General features: G+C 35.7%; 18 protein-coding genes. 8 read left to right on the forward strand and 10 right to left on the reverse strand.

Annotated elements, in window-relative coordinates; all coding sequences use genetic code 11:
* The first annotated feature begins 79 nt into the window (after positions 1 to 79).
* The 3 genes from K4L44_02660 (at position 80) to murI (ending at position 2,054) form a co-directional block, all read left to right on the forward strand.
* Complete coding sequence (locus K4L44_02660; GenBank protein QZE14780.1) at positions 80 to 595, forward strand: OmpH family outer membrane protein; 516 nt, start codon at positions 80 to 82, stop codon at positions 593 to 595.
* 39 nt (positions 596 to 634) lie between these two features.
* Positions 635 to 1,144: an OmpH family outer membrane protein gene (locus tag K4L44_02665; protein ID QZE14781.1), complete on the forward strand. Its 510-nt coding sequence runs from the start codon at positions 635 to 637 to the stop codon at positions 1,142 to 1,144.
* An 85-nt stretch (positions 1,145 to 1,229) separates the two neighbouring features.
* Positions 1,230 to 2,054, forward strand: a complete 825-nt coding sequence (gene murI, locus K4L44_02670; protein ID QZE14782.1) for a glutamate racemase — start codon at positions 1,230 to 1,232, stop codon at positions 2,052 to 2,054.
* On the opposite strand, the gene K4L44_02675 is transcribed toward murI, so the two are convergent.
* Positions 2,051 to 4,111 carry a tetratricopeptide repeat protein gene (locus K4L44_02675; GenBank protein ID QZE14783.1) on the reverse strand — a complete coding sequence of 687 codons (2,061 nt, stop codon included), beginning with the start codon at positions 4,109 to 4,111 and terminating at the stop codon, positions 2,051 to 2,053. The genes murI and K4L44_02675 overlap by 4 nt on opposite strands.
* Before the next feature lie 204 nt (positions 4,112 to 4,315).
* Here K4L44_02675 and K4L44_02680 point away from each other — a divergent pair, with 204 nt between their 5' ends.
* Positions 4,316 to 5,092: a hypothetical protein gene (locus K4L44_02680; GenBank protein ID QZE14784.1), complete on the forward strand. Its 777-nt coding sequence runs from the start codon at positions 4,316 to 4,318 to the stop codon at positions 5,090 to 5,092.
* Between the two features lie 53 nt (positions 5,093 to 5,145).
* On the opposite strand, the gene K4L44_02685 is transcribed toward K4L44_02680, so the two are convergent.
* The 3 genes from K4L44_02685 to K4L44_02695 form a co-directional block, all read right to left on the reverse strand.
* Positions 5,146 to 5,787: a hypothetical protein gene (locus K4L44_02685; protein QZE14785.1), complete on the reverse strand. Its 642-nt coding sequence runs from the start codon at positions 5,785 to 5,787 to the stop codon at positions 5,146 to 5,148.
* Between the two features lie 73 nt (positions 5,788 to 5,860).
* Complete coding sequence (locus K4L44_02690) at positions 5,861 to 6,217, reverse strand: hypothetical protein (GenBank protein QZE14786.1); 357 nt, start codon at positions 6,215 to 6,217, stop codon at positions 5,861 to 5,863.
* A gap of 11 nt (positions 6,218 to 6,228) precedes the next feature.
* Positions 6,229 to 6,891 carry a Crp/Fnr family transcriptional regulator gene (locus K4L44_02695; GenBank protein QZE14787.1) on the reverse strand — a complete coding sequence of 221 codons (663 nt, stop codon included), beginning with the start codon at positions 6,889 to 6,891 and terminating at the stop codon, positions 6,229 to 6,231.
* 467 nt (positions 6,892 to 7,358) lie between these two features.
* Between K4L44_02695 and K4L44_02700 the strand changes: the two genes are divergently transcribed.
* The 3 genes from K4L44_02700 to K4L44_02710 all read left to right on the forward strand — a co-directional run bounded on the left by K4L44_02700 (position 7,359) and on the right by K4L44_02710 (position 10,459).
* On the forward strand, positions 7,359 to 8,300 hold the full coding sequence (locus K4L44_02700; protein ID QZE15940.1) for a 4Fe-4S binding protein: 942 nt from the start codon (positions 7,359 to 7,361) through the stop codon (positions 8,298 to 8,300).
* Positions 8,301 to 8,428: 128 nt separating this feature from the next.
* The gene (hcp, locus tag K4L44_02705) at positions 8,429 to 10,075 is read left to right on the forward strand and encodes a hydroxylamine reductase (GenBank protein ID QZE14788.1); all 1,647 of its coding nucleotides are present in this window, start codon (positions 8,429 to 8,431) and stop codon (positions 10,073 to 10,075) included.
* A gap of 69 nt (positions 10,076 to 10,144) precedes the next feature.
* Positions 10,145 to 10,459 (forward strand): nitrous oxide-stimulated promoter family protein, encoded by a 315-nt coding sequence (locus K4L44_02710; protein QZE14789.1) that lies wholly within the window; start codon positions 10,145 to 10,147, stop codon positions 10,457 to 10,459.
* 24 nt (positions 10,460 to 10,483) lie between these two features.
* Here K4L44_02710 and K4L44_02715 read toward each other — a convergent pair whose 3' ends face one another.
* Positions 10,484 to 10,816, reverse strand: a complete 333-nt coding sequence (locus K4L44_02715; protein QZE14790.1) for a hypothetical protein — start codon at positions 10,814 to 10,816, stop codon at positions 10,484 to 10,486.
* Positions 10,817 to 11,090: 274 nt separating this feature from the next.
* On the opposite strand from K4L44_02715, the gene K4L44_02720 reads away from it, so the two are divergent.
* Positions 11,091 to 11,336 (forward strand): hypothetical protein, encoded by a 246-nt coding sequence (locus K4L44_02720; GenBank protein QZE14791.1) that lies wholly within the window; start codon positions 11,091 to 11,093, stop codon positions 11,334 to 11,336.
* Between the two features lie 71 nt (positions 11,337 to 11,407).
* Here K4L44_02720 and thrC read toward each other — a convergent pair whose 3' ends face one another.
* The 5 genes from thrC to bcp all read right to left on the reverse strand — a co-directional run bounded on the left by thrC (position 11,408) and on the right by bcp (position 18,055).
* Positions 11,408 to 12,709: a threonine synthase gene (gene thrC, locus K4L44_02725; GenBank protein QZE14792.1), complete on the reverse strand. Its 1,302-nt coding sequence runs from the start codon at positions 12,707 to 12,709 to the stop codon at positions 11,408 to 11,410.
* A gap of 12 nt (positions 12,710 to 12,721) precedes the next feature.
* Positions 12,722 to 13,927, reverse strand: a complete 1,206-nt coding sequence (locus tag K4L44_02730; GenBank protein ID QZE14793.1) for a cofactor-independent phosphoglycerate mutase — start codon at positions 13,925 to 13,927, stop codon at positions 12,722 to 12,724.
* Positions 13,928 to 13,988: 61 nt separating this feature from the next.
* Complete coding sequence (thrA, locus tag K4L44_02735; protein ID QZE14794.1) at positions 13,989 to 16,409, reverse strand: bifunctional aspartate kinase/homoserine dehydrogenase I; 2,421 nt, start codon at positions 16,407 to 16,409, stop codon at positions 13,989 to 13,991.
* 99 nt (positions 16,410 to 16,508) lie between these two features.
* Entirely contained in the window at positions 16,509 to 17,534 is a 1,026-nt protein-coding gene (gene recA, locus K4L44_02740) for a recombinase RecA (GenBank protein QZE14795.1), read from the reverse strand.
* Between the two features lie 47 nt (positions 17,535 to 17,581).
* A complete protein-coding gene (gene bcp, locus K4L44_02745) occupies positions 17,582 to 18,055 on the reverse strand; it encodes a thioredoxin-dependent thiol peroxidase (protein ID QZE14796.1) in 474 nt (157 codons plus the stop codon).

The following is an 18,055-nucleotide window of genomic DNA, read 5'->3' on the forward strand; positions in this document are numbered from 1 at the left end:
CTACTATACTATTATTGTCTATCTATACGTTCTATGATTTAGTAGAAAGTGAATTCAAATATATTTTAAGAAGTGTGTCATGAAGAAGGTGTTTTTATCTTTAGTTCTTTTTTTGTTTTGCTCTTTGAGTTTATGTGCACAAAAGGTTGCATATATTGATAGCCGTTATATTCTCGACAATATTCCTGCATATCATTCTGCACAAGAACAACTAAATAAGGCTTCAAGATCTTATCAAGAAGAGTTGGAGAAGGTGCATAAAGAGATTGAAAAGATGCAGTCTGACCTGAAGACAGAGTCGATATTAATGACTGCTGACATGGTCAAAAGAAGAAAGGATATGATTCTAACGAAACAGAAAAGTTATGAAACACTTCAAAAAAAGTATTTCGGTAAAGATGGATCTATATTTAAGAAGAGAAAATCATTGATAAAACCAATTCAAGATGATATCTTTAATGCTCTGCAAAGGATTGCCGAGGAGGGCAGTTTTGCAATTATAATGGATAAAGCTTTGAAAGGAAATATTATTTTCTCAGATCCAAAGTATGATTTGAGTGATGTAGTTCTTGAAAGACTTGGATATAAGAATTAATAAACTATATTTGTTGAAAACATCACAAATAAGATAACTATGAAAAACGCATTGAGAACGTTCGTTCTATTTTTTGTTCTTTTCGCTGGATCAGTTTCAGCGCAAACAAAGATTGGTCATATCAATTTCCAGCAGTTGCTAAGTGTGATGCCTGAGAGAGCAGCAGCTACGAAACAGATGGAAGCTCATGGTAAAGAGCTAGAAACTCAATTGGCCGAACTTCAAAAAGATTTCCAAACAAAAGTCGGAGAATATCAAAAAAATAGTGGTTCTATGACTGATATTGTACGTTCCACTAAAGAGGGGGAGTTGAGAGATCTTCAACAACGTATTGAAAGTTTCCGCGTTGCAGCTCAACAAGATGTTCAGAAGAAACAGAAAAATCTGTTTCAACCAATCTTAGAGAAAGCACAAGGAGCAGTGAAGAAAGTGGCTAAAGAGCAAGGGTTAACTTATGTATTGGATACTAGTACAGGGGTTGTTCTTTACCAATCTAATGAAAGTATTGATATTCTACCTCTAGTTAAAGTTGCTTTAGGTATTAAATAAGCTTATTTTCACTTTTAAAGTGATTTATAAAGGTATTCATGAACGATGGATACCTTTATTTGTTTTTGTTAAAAAACTATCTTATATGACTCCTATTGGCGTTTTCGATTCTGGTTATGGAGGACTGACTGTTTTAAAAGAAATGGTTCAACTTCTTCCGCAATATGATTATCTATATTTAGGGGATAATGCGAGAAATCCTTATGGTTCTCGTTCCTTTGAGGTTATCTATCAGTACACGAAAGAGGCTGTAGATTTTCTTTTTTCTCAAGGGTGTGAATTGATTATTTTGGCATGTAACACAGCAAGTGCAAAAGCCTTAAGATCGATTCAGCAAAACGATCTTTATAAATGGGGCCCTAATAAGCGTGTTCTAGGTGTAATTCGCCCGAGTGTGGAGTATTTGATTGAGAATAGTATTTCAGGTAAAATAGGTGTATTAGGAACAGAAGGGACTGTTAAGTCAAACTCTTATCCGTTAGAAATTGCCAAGTTTTCGTTAAAACGAAGTATGGAAGTTTTTCAGCAGGCTTGTCCTATGTGGGTTCCTATCATTGAAAATAATAATATAGATACCGATGGTGCAAAGTTCTTTATTCATAAAGATGTCACCTCTCTTCTTTCACAATCTAACGATATAGATACACTTCTTCTTGGTTGTACCCATTATCCTTTGATAAAAAGTATAATAGAACAGTATGTACCAGATGGAGTTCATGTGCTTTCCCAAGGAGAGATTGTTGCGAAGAGTTTAATGGATTATCTCTCTCGACATCTTGATCTTGAAAGACGTTGTAGTAAAAGAGGAACGACTGAATTCTTAACAACTGAGTCGATCGCTCTTTTTAATGCTCGTGCTTCTATGTTTTATGGAGAGGAGATCTCTGCAAAACAGATTGAGTTTCATTAATCACAATAACGTTTAATGATGTTGTAGGCTTGCACCATTCCTAGCTCGCCTGCTTTACTAAGGTCTAAAGCACCTCCTTCAATATCTTTTAAATAGATCTTTGTTAGTCCTCGGTTAAAGTATGCTTCTGCAAATGCAGGGAATACTTCGACTGCTTTGTTATAGTATTCGATGGCATTATTATAATCTTCCATCTTAATATAAGTGTTTCCAATATTAAACCAAGCAAAGTGAAATTTGGGATTCATCTGCACTACCTTTTGATAGTCGATTAGTGCTTCTTTGTAGTTACTGAAGTCTACTTCATCCTTCTCCTCTAAATCCCCTAGAAGTGCTTTTTGAGTTTCAGAGATTGAACGCAGATAGTCGGCCATATCTACCATATTGTTAGCCGATCCAAAGTATGTAAGTATGTTTTTAGGTGCATACTTTTTGGACAACGTAAAGTCTTTCTTTGCAGATTCGAATTCGAAAGATAGATTTTTCAGAATAGCACGATCTAAATAGAATAGTTCTGGCTGTTCTCCTGTCGCAACTAATGCATCAAAGAGTGCAATATGTTCTTTATATTTCTGCATCTCATCATAACGATAAACTGAGGTTTGAATATGATTGGTCAATGCAAGAAATGGATTTTGATCATTAAGTTCGTTCAGTTTATCTACCTCCATGCTAAAGTATTGCATTTTTGAGTAATCTAAATGATGTTGATTGAAATAGGTAAAGTCAAAGTTCGGACTAAGTTCAATAATTACATTAATATTCTGAACAAGCCCTTCTGTTGGCTGTTCTGTAGTGAGTGTAACCTTTCCATTATCTCCAACGATTAGTGGCGGTTGACTTCCTGTACGATCCTCTTGTCGACGTAGCTTTCCTCTTTCAAGCTTTTGAGCTAGATTGAGGTTTTTAGCCGAGACTTTTTCAGTATCTGTTTTCTTCTCTTTTTTATGAATGTCTACCGGTTTGATACTTGGAGCCGAGGTGTTTGGATTTTTTGTTTTTTTTGTTCCTTTCTTCTTCGCTTTATGACTTATAGCATAATACCAAGGGTTGGCTCTTTTTTGTTGCTCTTGCCTAAGGCGTCTTTGAAACTTTGCTATTCTGGGATCTAAAGTACATGCTGTTTGGATATCCATTTCGGCACTGGATTGCTTCTTTTCTCTTTTAATTAATCCTCTATTGAGGTATGCAGATGCCATGGATGGATCTAACTGGATGGACATCGTATAGTCTGTTGATGCACCATCAAGATCTCCTAATTTCTGCTTCGCTAATCCTCTAACAAAAAAGGAATTTGATGACCTTGAGTTTAGTCGTATTGCTTCATTTAGATCCATAATTGCTCCAGCAAAGTCATCTTTCTCTAACTTAATTCTCCCTCTAATAAGATACGCACGATCGTAGTGTGGTCTTATTTTAATTGCCGAGGTACAATCTTTAATTGCTAAATCAAGACTGTCGGTAATTTGATATGCTATACTACGATTTAAGTAGGTGTTAATGGCACGGTTGTTAAGTTTCAGAGCTCGGCTATAGGATTTAATGGCTTCCTTATAGTCTTTTAGTGCCATCTCTGTAATCCCTTTGTTGTTATAGATAGAGTAATTATTAATATCTAATTCCATTGCTTTTTTGTAATCATCTAAAGCAATCTCATAGTTTTTTAGGGAGTGATTTACCATCCCTCTTTGCATAAATGCCAAAGGGTAGTAGGGCTTAATTTCTATTGCTTTGTCCAAATCCTCTTTCGCTCCATAGTAGTCTTCTAAGTACTGTTTTGCAACTGCTCTAAAGAATAATGCTTCGTAATTGTTTGGTTCTAGGCGAATTACGATATTGAAATCTTTAATGGCTCCTACATAGTTTTCAAAGTGAAGTTTACTACGTCCATGATAGAAATATTGTTGCGTATTAAATTGTGCAAAAATAGCCAATGTATGGAGGCTGAAAATGATAGAAAATATGATGCGGAAAGTATATTTTTTCAAAAGAATTTTATTTAATGCCAATGTTACTTGTTTTTTGATAATTACTTGTACAAGATAGTATTCTTTCAATAATTATACCATTTTTGCTCTTCTTTTTGTCTTTCTTTTAGTTTTTAATGATTCCTATTATATTTCAACTCTTTTTATCTCTACCATTCTCTTTTTTTATTCTTAAAAAGAACATAAATATTTATATATTTGAATTATTATCAATGATATTATTATCTACATATTGTTGTCCTCTTGAGTCGTTTTGTATTTAAAAAATTTAAAATGAAAAAGATATCTATATTCGTAGTTCTCTTTGTCTTTGCATTTCAGTTGGCTTATGCAGAAGAAGATGAGAATATTTCAAAAGAATTATGTAAAGAGATTGTCTCTTCTCCAATAAATCAGGACCCATATGAGAAGCCTAGAAGGCGAAAAATCCGTTCGGAGTATTATAAGCGGTCTATATGGGAGAATCGAATTAATATTCAGGGGGGAGTTAATTGGAATAAATTTTCTGGTATGCTTACGAATACCAGTCAACAAGGTTATAGTGGAGAGGCTAGCTTTTACCATTTTATTTTTGAATCGTTAGGGGTTGGTGTTGAAACAAGTTATACAAGTGTGTTGCTTGATCAGGGTAAAATTAGTTATGAAGATAAAGCAACGGAACACTTGATTGATCAAAATTTTAACCATCAAACGAGTGTTTTATTTGTTGCTCCAGGTGTGATTACTAGAACTACAGCATTTTCTAATCGAATGGTTTTTTATGCTGGTCTTGGTGTAGGGTATGCCATGATTGACATGAAAGATAATAATAAGACAGAAAAACTCTATGATATCAACTTTAGAGGAATCGCGACCAAATGGAGAGCCGGTTTTGATATCTCCCTTGCTGAAAAAGTATATTTGAATGTAGAAGGTTATTACTTTCGTGTAAGTAGTAGCTCTTTTTATAGCCTCTTGGATGGAAAGAATCATAAGTTTGACCTGAAAGATGGCCAATATACTCGTCTTGAGAACTATGGGGTGAATATGGGTCTCGTGTTTTGCTTTTAAGCCATTGTATAACGAATACTCCTTGTTTAACAAAGAGTATTCGTTATGTTGTATTACTTTATGTTTAGGTCTCCAAAGAACTCTGGACGGTGATAGTCTGGTTGTTCTGTTTTAATAGGATTCCATGTTACAAAGTGCATCTCTGGAGTTTTATCTCCACATTTAAAGAAGTTTCCTTTATACTGTTCCTTATTCAATTGGAAGTTTGGATGATTTACAAATGCATCAAAAGGAAGCTTTGCTGTTAAGGTATATTCAGTAACATTCTCAGTGTGTTCAACAGGAGTCGTTCCAAGAGAACTAAATACTTTAATACCTGATAACTTCTCTGCATCAATTCTCACACGATCTCTACCAGCTCCATAACCAAAAAGGAATGTACCAATAGCATTCATCTCTAGATTGTAGTATCCCTGATCATCCGGAGCAAAAAAGAATTCACAACAACTATCTTCATATACTTCGCCATTTGTTTCTGTGGTTAAAGCACTTACCTTCTCTTTTTTCACTTGGAAATGAAGGTAAAAAGCAGTGTCGTCATGAGCTATATGAAATGTTACATCCGGTTGTACTGGATAGTCAGTCCAATTTACAGTGTCCACTTTGTGTAAAGTAAGTTTTTCTAAAGCCGAGGCTGCCTCAATCATGTTTTTGGGAGCAGCAATCTTCTCGATATTTAATGCTTTTGATGTCATGTGTATTTTGTTAATGTTACTCTATATTGAGTTGGTTAATATAATGAAATTATTAAGCCAATCGAGAAGAATGTTAAGATATTTGTTCTAAATATATCTTTAAAGATTCAACTGTTTTTTTCTGATTTCCAATAAAAATGTTTTCGTGATCAATGAATACAGGACGTTTTAAGAAAGTATAGTCACCGAGTATGTACTCCTTGATTTGCTCTTCTGAAAGATTTTTATCCTTAAGTCCTAGTTGTTTATATTTTTGAGCCCTTTTATTGAAAAGTGCTTCGTAACTACCTGTCAAAGCTCTCATCTCTTCTAGTTGTTCTTTGCTATACATCTCCTTCTTAATATCTTGAAGTGCTGTGTTCGAAGGCAATGCGACCTCATTCATGATTCTCTTGCATGTGGTGCATGTAGATAGAAAATAAAAAGTCATAGTATATAATTTTAGTCCATTAATATATTTTGTAAAGCTGTTACATTGTGAATGGTCACCTGTTTTCTTTCCCATGAGATAATACCAAGAGATGAAAGTTCTCCAATTGTTCTTGCTAAAGAGGGCCTTGTTACTCCAAAGAGCTCAGCTAAGGCAGACTGTGATTCTTGTATTGTCACGGTTTCTTGTCCTTTCTTGAGAAGGAAAAAGGCTAATTTCTGACGTATTGTTTTGAAAGAAAGGAAGGTGATTTTTTCTGAGAGGAATTGCGCTTTGTTGGAAATGATATTAAGGTAATTTATAAGGAGCTTATCGTATGAGGTTAATAGTTTTGTAAATGATCTCTTCTCAATACGAAATAGCTCCCCATCGGTTTTTGCCATTAAATTCACTGGGAATTTATTTTTCTTACCGTAAACAAAAGCTGCAGCAATGAGCATAGGTGCATTTAGTTGCTCTATTTTTAGCTTATTTCCTGCAAGATCTAACATTGCTCCCTCTAGACTACCATCCAAAATAATGATAAGATCTTCAATTGAATCGCCCGCATGGGCAATGAGGCTTCCTTTCGTAAATTTTGTCCTTTTGTGTCTAGACTGTTCTAATATACATGTTATATCCGTGTTATCTATTCCTTTAAATAGTACTGTTTGTTGTAATATATTCTCCAACATAATTATAAGTTCTCATTTATCTGTGAAATCGTCACAGGTTGTGAATATAGCTATTTTTGAGATATAGAATATTCGCAACTTCTTTATGTGTCTGTTTGTCTATACTGTAACATCTTTCTTAGTAATATGTTGTGATTCATAATATACAAAAAATGATAATTCTAAGACAATACTCTTGTGCATTGATTCAGAAAAGTTTTCGTGACAAAAGAACGGTAAATGTGATTCTTCATTCTTAGATGTCTGAATGTTTTTTTTTAAAATATCTCAATGTTGTAACAACTGTTACAATTCTTGCTGCTAGAGTTCCATAGATTTGCATTAGAAAATAAGAGATCATCTCAATTAAATAATTATTTGAGATTGTAACAAGAGTTACAGTTTGTGTTGTTAGTGAACTCTAGTTTTGTAATGTAATAAAAACGAATTTCCTCCGGGATCAAAAATAAAATATCATGAGTAGTAATATGAGAGAGATAATTAAAATTGATGAAGACTTATGTAATGGTTGTGGTCTGTGTATTCCAAACTGTCATGAAGGCGCATTAAGAATTATTGACAATAAGGCTCGATTGATAAGCGATTTGATGTGTGATGGTCTTGGTGCATGTATAGGGCACTGTCCAAAAGGAGCTATTCAGATTGAAAAGCGTGAGGCTGCACCTTATGATGAGATTTTAGTAATTAAAGATATGGTGAAGAAGGGTTTAAATACAGTAGTCGCTCACCTATGTCATTTGAAAGATTATAATGAAATGGAATTTGTCCGTCAAGGAGTTTCGTGGATGTCTCAAAATCAAGATGCTTTTGAGTTTGATCTTCAGGAGGTAAAAAAAGTTGTTCACAACCATAAAGGGGGAACGAAACAAGCAGAAAAACCAGAAGAGAAAAAAATAAATATGAAGTCATCACTTTTAATGGATAATGCATCGTCAGGAGGTTGTGGATCTGGATGCCCTGGGTCTCAAAATATAGCTTTTGATGCTCCTGCTGAAATGAATACTCCACAAATGTCTACTGCAACTCCTAGTGCATTGCGCCAATGGCCTGTTCAAATGCACTTGTTAAATCCGAATGCCCCATTCCTTAGAAATGCTGATTTACTTGTTGCTGCTGATTGTGTCGCATTTACTCTTGGTAACTTTCATTCAGAGTATTTGCAAGGTAAAGCTTTAGCAATTGCGTGTCCAAAGTTAGATTCACAACAGCAGGCTTATGTGGATAAGTTGATTATGATGATCAATGAAGCACGCATCAATACGATTACTGTAATGTTGATGGAAGTGCCATGTTGTGGTGGCTTATTGAGATTGGTACAAGAGGCTTGTTTGGAGGCTTCAAGAAAAGTGCCGGTTAAAACCATCACTGTTAGTGTTCAAGGTGAAATTTTAGATGAATCCTGGGTTTAACCTTTTTGCCTATTGATTGTTAGGTAATATAGGAATTGTTTTTTAATAAAATCTGTTTAATCATCTATCTTAAGTTGTGGTTACTTAGGATGGAGACTTCATTTCGATGAAGAAAAAAATCTAATATTATGAGTATGTTCTGTTTTCAATGTCAAGAAGCTTCTAAGGGAGTTGGATGTACAATTAAAGGTGTTTGTGGTAAGAATGAAGATGTGGCAAACTTGCAGGACCTTTTGATGTATGTTGTGAAAGGTATCGCAACTTATGCGCACCATGGTAGAGCTCTAGGAATGGAGGACGATGCTGCGAATAAGTTTATTATTGATGCGCTATTTACAACAATCACTAATGCAAACTTTGATCAAGAAAAAATTACTGAGGTAATTACTGAAGGTTTAATGATTCGTGATCGCTTGAAGAAAGAGTTCATCGCTAAAGGTGGAGATGCTAATATCTCTGATTTTGGTGCAACATCTTGGAACCCTGAATCTACTGCTGGTTATGTTGCTAAAGGTTCTGTTGTTGGTGTTCTTGCAATAGAAAATGAAGATGTTAGATCATTGAAGGAGTTAATTACTTATGGTCTTAAGGGAGCTGCTGCTTATGCTGAGCATGCATGGAATCTAGGTTTCGAAAATAAAGATTTTAATGCTTTTATTCAAAGAGCACTTTTCGAAATTACGAGAAATGATATTTCTGCAGACGAATTGATTGCTTTGACTTTAGAGACAGGAAAATATGGTGTGGATGTAATGGCACTTCTTGATGAAGCAAACACTTCTACCTATGGTAATCCTGAGATCACTGAAGTAAATATTGGCGTTAGCGATAAGCCTGGTATTCTTATTTCTGGTCACGACCTTAAAGATATGGAAGAGTTGTTGAAGCAAACAGAAGGAACTGGTGTGGATGTTTATACTCACAGTGAAATGCTTCCTGCAAACTATTATCCTGAATTTAAAAAATATAGCCATTTTGTTGGTAACTATGGTAATGCATGGTGGAAACAAGATAAAGAGTTTGCTAGTTTCAATGGTCCTGTTTTGATGACAACAAACTGTATTACTCCTCCTAAAGCATCTTATAAAGATCGTGTATATACTACTGGTGCAGCAGGATTTGAAGGGGTAAAACATATTCCTAATAGAGCCAAAGATGGAGCCAAGGATTTCTCTCAAATTATTGAGCATGCTAAGCAATGTGAAGCTCCTATAGAGATTGAAAAAGGTAAAATTGTTGGAGGTTTTGCTCACAATCAAGTTATGCAGCTTGCTGATAAAGTAGTAGATGCTGTTAAAACGGGTGCAATTCGTAAATTCTTTGTAATGGCAGGATGTGATGGTCGTATGAAGAGCCGTGACTACTATACAGAATTTGCAGAGAAACTTCCTAAAGATACTGTTATTCTTACAGCAGGATGTGCTAAATATCGTTACAATAAGTTGCCTTTGGGTGATATAGGTGGTATCCCTCGTGTTTTGGATGCTGGGCAGTGTAACGACTCATACTCTTTGGCTGTAATCGCATTGAAATTGAAAGAGGTTTTCGAACTAAATGATATTAATGATCTTCCTATCGCTTATAACATCGCATGGTATGAGCAAAAGGCTGTAATCGTTCTTCTTGCTCTTCTACACTTAGGTGTGAAGAATATTCACTTAGGACCTACATTGCCAGCTTTCCTTTCTCCTAATGTAGCAAAAGTACTTATTGATACTTTTGGTATTGGTGGAATTGGAACAGTAGATGAAGACATGAAAATGTTCATGAACTAAGATATAATATTGGTAATTTCGAGAAGGGGGACTGTTATAAGTCCCCTTTTTTGGTTATTTTCAAAAAATATGAAAGAAAATTGTATTAATCAGAGAGATAAGGAGATGATGGCAAAAATGATTCAGATCTACTGTAAGCACCATCACCAGCCTAGAGAGAAAGGAAAGTGCGATGAGTGTGAATCTCTTAAAGATTATGCAATGAAACGCCTTGAAAACTGCCCTTTCGGTGAGGAAAAGCCAATTTGTAAACGTTGTACAATTCATTGCTATTCAAAAGACAGGAGAGAAGAGATAAAGAAAGTTATGCGTTTTTCTGGTCCACGAATGTTATTTTACGAACCACTATTTCTTGTGGAACATATCCTACGAGTTTTTCGATAACATAGAACCTTTATGTATTAGTCCTCAGCTACATCGATTTTCATAAAGATAATGTTCAATACAAAGTGGTTCAATAGTAGATGGAATGTCAAAAATATGACGTTTGCATAATAATTTAGCATCATCAGGATTTAAAGTATTACCACATTGACAGATTGATGTAGGGTTATATGACTCTATGTTTGTTGGGAGATCGCTATGTTGTAATGTAGCTCCTTTATGTTTGGGCTGACCTCCATATCTTTTATTTGATCTCTTTCGAAGTGATTGATTTTTCTCTACTGTAAATAAATCTCTTAAAATTGGAGAACTACTATTCCTCGCTGTTTTTATGATTGTTGGATAGTTTATCTTCAAGACCTTTTATTTTTTCATAAAGCATAGCATTCTCTTTTAATGAAGCTCTGACTTATAACATAACTCAGTTTAGCTCTTTCGATAAGGACTCTACCTGCTTCTTTAATAATCGATTCTCTTGTTCTAAACAATCAACTGTTCTCGTGATTACAGAGATTTATTTATCTTGCTAACTTAGGAAATATGAGTACAAAAAGTAATCAATAATACAGCCTATTATTGTTAACAATAATCACTAAAACAACGTGTTGGGTTTTTTCCACTCAAAAAGAACATGAATAGTTACAGTGACTTTGATTCAGGTAAAGAGCGAAAGGGACATCTTTATGATATTAAACCACGTAAATTGGTAAGTGTGAATGTCGATTATAAGCAGACTGGTGTTGGTGGATATGATAGCTGGGGTGCTTGGCCTAGAGCATGCTATCGTTTGACAAAGAAACATTATGAGTATAGTTTCTACTTATGCCCTATACGTTCAGGGGAAGACCCTTTTGATAAGTCCTCTTATCGATTTTAGTGAACCTTTATAACAAAAAAACCAAAGAATATATTCTTTGGTTTTTTTGTATCTTGTAATTGAATTATCAATTAATAGGCACTCTCTTCAATATAAGTTTTGAAGTCGTCATAACTATTCGAAAGAGATATGGATACTTTCTCTTTGTCTAGAAATGCCTTAAGCTTTTCAGGAATCTCAATCTCTCCTAGAATATCTTCCATTGACTCATGGAATTTTGCTGGATGTGCAGTCTCAAGAAAGATACCAAGTTCATTATTAGATAAACCGTCTTTTAGTGCAGCATAACCTGTAGCACCATGAGGATCACAAATATAATTGTGCTCCGTTGCAACCTCTCGGATTGTTTCACGAATCTCTTCATCACTGTATCTAGCTCCACTTAGGTTTTTACATACAGTAGAGTGATCATGATGATAGATATCAAGAATACGTGCAAAATTACTTGGTGCTCCTACATCCATCGCATTGGCGATCGTCTGAATAGATTTACGCGGTTTATAATCCCCTGTGTTTAAATATTCAAACACCACATCATTACGATTATTGGCTGCGATAAACCTAGATATAGGCAATCCCATCTCTTTAGCAATAATACCTGCTGTTATATTTCCAAGGTTTCCACTTGGAACTGAAACTACAATATCTTTTTGTCTCTCCTCTTCAGACAATTGTGACCAAGCATGAAAATAGTAGAATGCTTGTGGTAAGAAGCGAGCAACATTGATTGAGTTTGCTGATGTCAATTTATGAGCTGATTTTAACCCAGTGTCCATAAATGCTTTTTTTACCAGACTTTGGCAATCATCAAAAGTTCCGTCAATCTCTAGTGCTGTAATATTATGTCCCAATGTGGCAAATTGTTTTTCTTGTAGATTACTTACTTTGCCTTTGGGATAAAGAACAAATACTTTGATTCCATCTACTTTATAGAAACCATTCGCAACAGCACTCCCAGTATCTCCTGATGTTGCAACAAGAACATTGACATTCTCTTTCTCCTCTTGAAGTAGATACCTTAATGTTCGGGCCATAAAACGACCTCCAACATCTTTGAATGCTAGTGTTGGTCCATGAAAGAGTTCTAAGCTATATATATCTTTTGTTACAGGTATTAGTGGTGTATCAAAATTAAGAGTATCATATACGATATCACGAAGTGCTTGTTCCGGAATATCCTCTCCGAAGAAATTCTTTGCAACTTCAAATGCTATCTCTTGAAAAGTCAGACTTGAGATATTGTCAAAGAATGATTTTGGTAGTGGCTTTATATCATTAGGCATAAAAAGACCATTATCATTAGCAAGACCTTCTATCACTGCTTGTCTTAGACTAGTTGTGTTTTTTTTGTTCTCTGTACTGTAGAATATCATATCCCTTTGTATTTATCTATTTAGCAACAAGTTCATAAACTCCTCCTTATATATCTCTCCATATGCTCCTTTGGCTGCATCACTTTCTGTATACTCTGTAACACTGTCTGCATTGTTTTTAGGATGATAGATCGTAAATGGAACAGCATCTCTCGTGTGTGTTTTCAACTCCCAAGGAGTTGGGTGGTCAGGTAGAAGTGCAACTGCAACATCCTTCTGACCTAAGGCATACTCTACAATTGGTCCAACAACATGATGGTCTATGTCTTCAATAGCTTTTATTTTAATATATGGATCTCCTTCGTGTCCAGCTTCATCTGGAGCTTCGATATGTAGATATACATATTCACAAGTTTCAAGCGCTTTTATAGCAGCGTCTCTTTTTCCTATATAATTGGTGTCCCACAAGCCTGTAGCACCAGGAACTTTAATAACTTTCATCCCTGCATAGATTCCAATACCATGGATTAAGTCCACCGCTGATATGACTGCACTATTCTCTATTTTATAAGCTTCTTTTAAGGTTGGCATCTCTGGTTTATTTCCAGGAGACCAAGGCCATATAGAAGAGGCTATAGCTTTCCCTTTTTTCTCTCTATCCTTATTGATAGGATGTTGAGAGAGTAACTCTTGAGATCTCTTTATTAGATCAATAATCTCCTTTGTAGTAGCAGAAGCAGAACTATCTTTTGCCTGAGGTAGATGATCGTCCTCTTTAGAGTCAGGAACGTCATGAGGTGGAGTACATGAGACCCTTTTATCACCACCTTTAATTACCAACAAATGTCTATAGGATACGCCTTTATGAAAAGTGATACGATCATTTCCTAGATGTTCGTTCAAATAATCAATCAAGATACTAGACTCTTCTGTTGCGATATGCCCTGCAGAATGATTCTTTATAACCCCATTTTCAATGGTGATAAGATTACAACGGAAAGCCAAATCTTCAGGAGATAGTGTCACCCCAATACTTGCAGCTTCCAATACACCACGACCTTCATAAAGAGCTTCTACATCGTATCCCATTACAGCCATATTTGCGACTTCACTTCCTGGATGTAGTGATTCTGGTACCGTATGGAAAAGTCCAGATTTCCCCATTGTTGCAAGTCTATCCATGTTTGGAGTACTTGCTTTTTGTAGTGGCGTAAGGGTGTTCAATTCTAGAGATGGAAGGTCTGCCATTCCATCTCCTAATATTACAATATGTTTCATATGAACTATGTTTCGCTTATGTGATATAAGTTTAAGTTAGACTTGGGGGAGAGCCTACTGCTTAAATATTTGCAATTTTAATAATATCGGCAAAGACACCTGCCGCAGTTACTGCAGCTCCAGCACCGTATCCTTTGATTAACATTGGATACTCTTTGTATCTTTCTGTTGTGAGTAGCACGATATTGTTACTTCCTTCAAGGTCATAAAAAGGGTGTTGACTGTCTACTTCGACTAAAGAACAAGATCCTTTTCCGTTTTCGAATGTCCCAACGAATCTCCATTTTTTATTTTCCTTCTCTAGAATCTTACGTCTGTTCTCAAAGTCAATATCTACACCTGGAAGTGCTTTCCAAAAGGAGTCTACATCCCCATTAAAGAGTGTTTTTGGTATAAATGGTTCTACTGTGATATCCGTGTCTTCACATCTATATCCCGACTCTCTAGCTAGAATAACTACTTTCCTTTGCACATCTTTACCACTTAGGTCAATACGTGGGTCTGGTTCAGCGTATCCTTCCTCTTTAGCCAAACGTACTGTTTTGCTGAATGGAATATCCTTAGAAATAGTATTAAAAATATAATTCAGTGTTCCAGATAATACTGCTTGAACTTTTAGAATTTTATCCCCCGATTTTCTTAGATCATTAATGGTTGAAATCAATGGAAGACCAGCACCAACATTGGTTTCAAATAGAAATTTTGCTCCTTTATTTAGAGCGATACTTTTCAGCGTTTCATAGTTCTCATATGAAGAAGATGCAGCTACTTTATTCGCAGCCACTACTGAAACGTGATTCTCTAAGAATGTCTTATATAAAGATGCTACTTGATCATTTGCTGTGCAGTCTACAAATACAGAGTTGTATAAATTTAGTCCTATGACATTTTCTGCAAAACTTGGTAATGATGAAGCTTCTCCATCTCTATCTAAAAGAGTCATATATTCATCAAATGGAATACCATTTGAATCGAACAACATCTTTCTTGAATTAGCGATCCCGGCAAGACGTATTTTCAGTCTATGCTCTTTCTTAAGCTTCTCTTGCTGCTGGTTTAGTTGATCTAAAAGATCTTTACCAACGGTTCCCATCCCTATTAAGAACAGGTTTAATTGTTTGTATTCAGAAAGGAAAAATGCCTCATGAACCACATTCAGTGTCTTTCTCAACTGAGGAGTACGAACTACCCATGAAATGTTTTGCTCACCTGCCCCTTGGGCTATGGCTACAGTATTAATACCCCCACGGCCAAGTGCTTCAAATAACTTGCCTGCAATGCCTGTAGTCTGTTTCATCTGTTCTCCTACAATAGCTACAACAGACATATCATCTTCAAAAAGTATTTTATGAATACTCCCAGAAGCAATCTCTTGATTAAATTCCTTATGTATTGCTCTCTTTACTTCCTCTTTTTTATTCTTGTCAAAAGCGAAACTGATACTGTTCTCTGAAGATGCTTGAGAGATCATGATGACGCTAGTATTTTCTTCTGCCATGGCACTGAAAAGTCGCATGGATACCCCTGAAACTCCTACCATTCCCAATCCTCTTATGGTTGCTAACGAAATGTTGGAGATAGAAGATATTCCTTTTACAGGAGAAATATTTTTAGAATGATCTCCTCTGTCTACACGTGTTCCTTCCCCTTTTGTATTATGAATATTCCTTAAATGTAGAGGAATTCCCATCTGATAAACTGGAAGAAGTGATGGTGGATACACTACTTGTGCTCCAAAATGAGAAAGTTCCATCGCTTCGGTATAAGTCATCGAAGGAATAGCATATGCCTTGTTAATTATGTTGGGATCTGCTGACATAAAACCATCTTGATTGGTCCATACCTCCAACTCTCTTGCTCCTAGTGCTGCAGCAAATAGTGCTGCTGAGAAGTCTGCCCCACCTCTTCCTAAAGTAGTCAAAGTATCTTTCTTGGTAGATGCAATATAACCGGGAGCTATGGCTTTTCCCGAAAAATGAACAAATGCCTCTCTTATCAGTCGATAGCTACTTTCAAAATCAACATTTGCCTTTCCAAAATTATTATCTGTCTTGATTAACTTTTCCGATGCAATATGTGGAATATTAAGATAAGCAGATAAAATTATTGAAGATAGTTGCTCCCCAAAAACCATAAGCCTGTCAAGAGTCTTTTGAGTTAATTCTCCTATAAGAGATACTCCCTGAAGAATGCTTTTCAACTCCTCCATTTTCTGTCCTACCTCCTCTTTGATCTCTACTTTTACTATTTCAAGATCTGAAATAAAACCAAGATGAATCTCCGTAATCGTATTTAAGGTTTCCATGAAGGTGTTGGGCGTGGTTACTGCATTTTGGCCTGCTTCAATGATTAGATCTGTGACCTTATCAAAAGCGGATACTACAACCAAAAGATCCCCTGAATTATTCTCAACAATATGTTTTACCTCTTTGATCTGCTCTGTTGTCTTCAGAGCAACTCCTCCAAACTTAATTACTTTCATCTTAACTTTACTATTTTAAAGATTAAAAAAAAGACTGAAAGGTTTTCCTCTCAGTCTTTCTTAAAGGTTTTTTTATACCTCTAGAATGCTTTGGGCAAACTATTCATTTTCTTTCGACTTATTTTGAATGGCTTCAATAATTCTTGTCTCAAGCTCTTCTGCAAGTTCCGTATTATCTTCGATAAGGGATTTTACAGATTCTCTACCTTGACCTAGTTTGGTGTCTCCATAACTAAACCAAGAGCCACTCTTCTTAATGATACCATATTCTACACCAAGATCGATAATTTCTCCCGTTTTAGAGATCCCTTTACCATACATGATGTCAAATTCAGCTTTTCTAAATGGAGGAGCTACTTTGTTTTTAACCACTTTTACTTTTGTGTGGTTACCCATCACCTCATCTCCATCTTTTATTTGTGTACTTCTACGAATGTCAATACGTACCGAAGCATAGAACTTTAAAGCATTACCCCCTGTGGTCGTCTCTGGATTACCGAACATCACACCAATCTTCTCACGAAGCTGATTAATAAAGATACAGCAAGTCTTCGTCTTGCTAATTGTACCAGTAAGCTTACGAAGCGCCTGTGACATCAAGCGAGCTTGAAGTCCCATACGTGAATCCCCCATATCCCCTTCAATTTCTGCTTTTGGGGTCAATGCTGCTACTGAGTCAATTACTACAATATCTAAAGCACCACTTCTAATTAGGTTGTCTGCAATCTCTAATGCCTCTTCTCCATTATCTGGTTGAGAGATTAATAGATTGTCAATATCTACACCTAAATTTTTTGCATAATATGGATCAAAAGCATGCTCTGCATCGACAATTGCAGCAATTCCTCCTGCTTTTTGTGCTTCAGCAATTGCATGAATGGCCAATGTTGTTTTACCAGAAGATTCTGGTCCATAAATCTCTATAATACGACCCTTAGGCAATCCACCTATTCCTAAAGCCACATCTAGTCCTAGTGATCCTGTTGAGATCGCAGGAATATTCTCTTCTGCTCTATCTCCAAGTTTCATTACCGATCCTTTACCATAAGATTTTTCAATCTTATCCATGGTCATCTTAAGTGCCTTTAACTTCTCTTGTTTGATCTTATCTAATTCTTCGCTCATAATCGTTTAAGTGCGTAGTTAATTATTACTTTCTATCTCGTATAACTCTATTCTAACTCTAATTCAAAATGGTCTGCAAGCTGCTTGCTATGAGTTTTTGTTTTAACTTTCTCGAAGATAGCCACAATTTTACCTGCTTCATCAATGACAAAAGTTTTACGAATCACTCCCATATACTCTCTACCATAAAGTTTCTTTAACCCCCATGATCCATAGGCCTCAAGAATTACTTTTTCAGTATCTGCGATTAATGTAAATGGCAGACCATGTTTCTGTTCAAACTTTTTATGACTAGCTATTGTGTCAGGACTGACCCCAATTACTTCATAACCATGTTTTTGCCAGAATTTATAGTTGTCACTAAGATTACATGCCTCTGCTGTACATCCTGGAGTATTGTCCTTGGGATAAAAGTAAAGAATTACCTTTTTTCCACGAAGCGACTCCGAATTAATTATACGATTATTTTGATCTACACCTTCAAATGATGGTGCCACATCACCTATTGATATTGTTGTCAT

Source organism: Prolixibacteraceae bacterium (genome assembly GCA_019720755.1).
In the GTDB taxonomy this organism is placed as follows: domain Bacteria; phylum Bacteroidota; class Bacteroidia; order Bacteroidales; family Prolixibacteraceae; genus Halosquirtibacter; species Halosquirtibacter laminarini.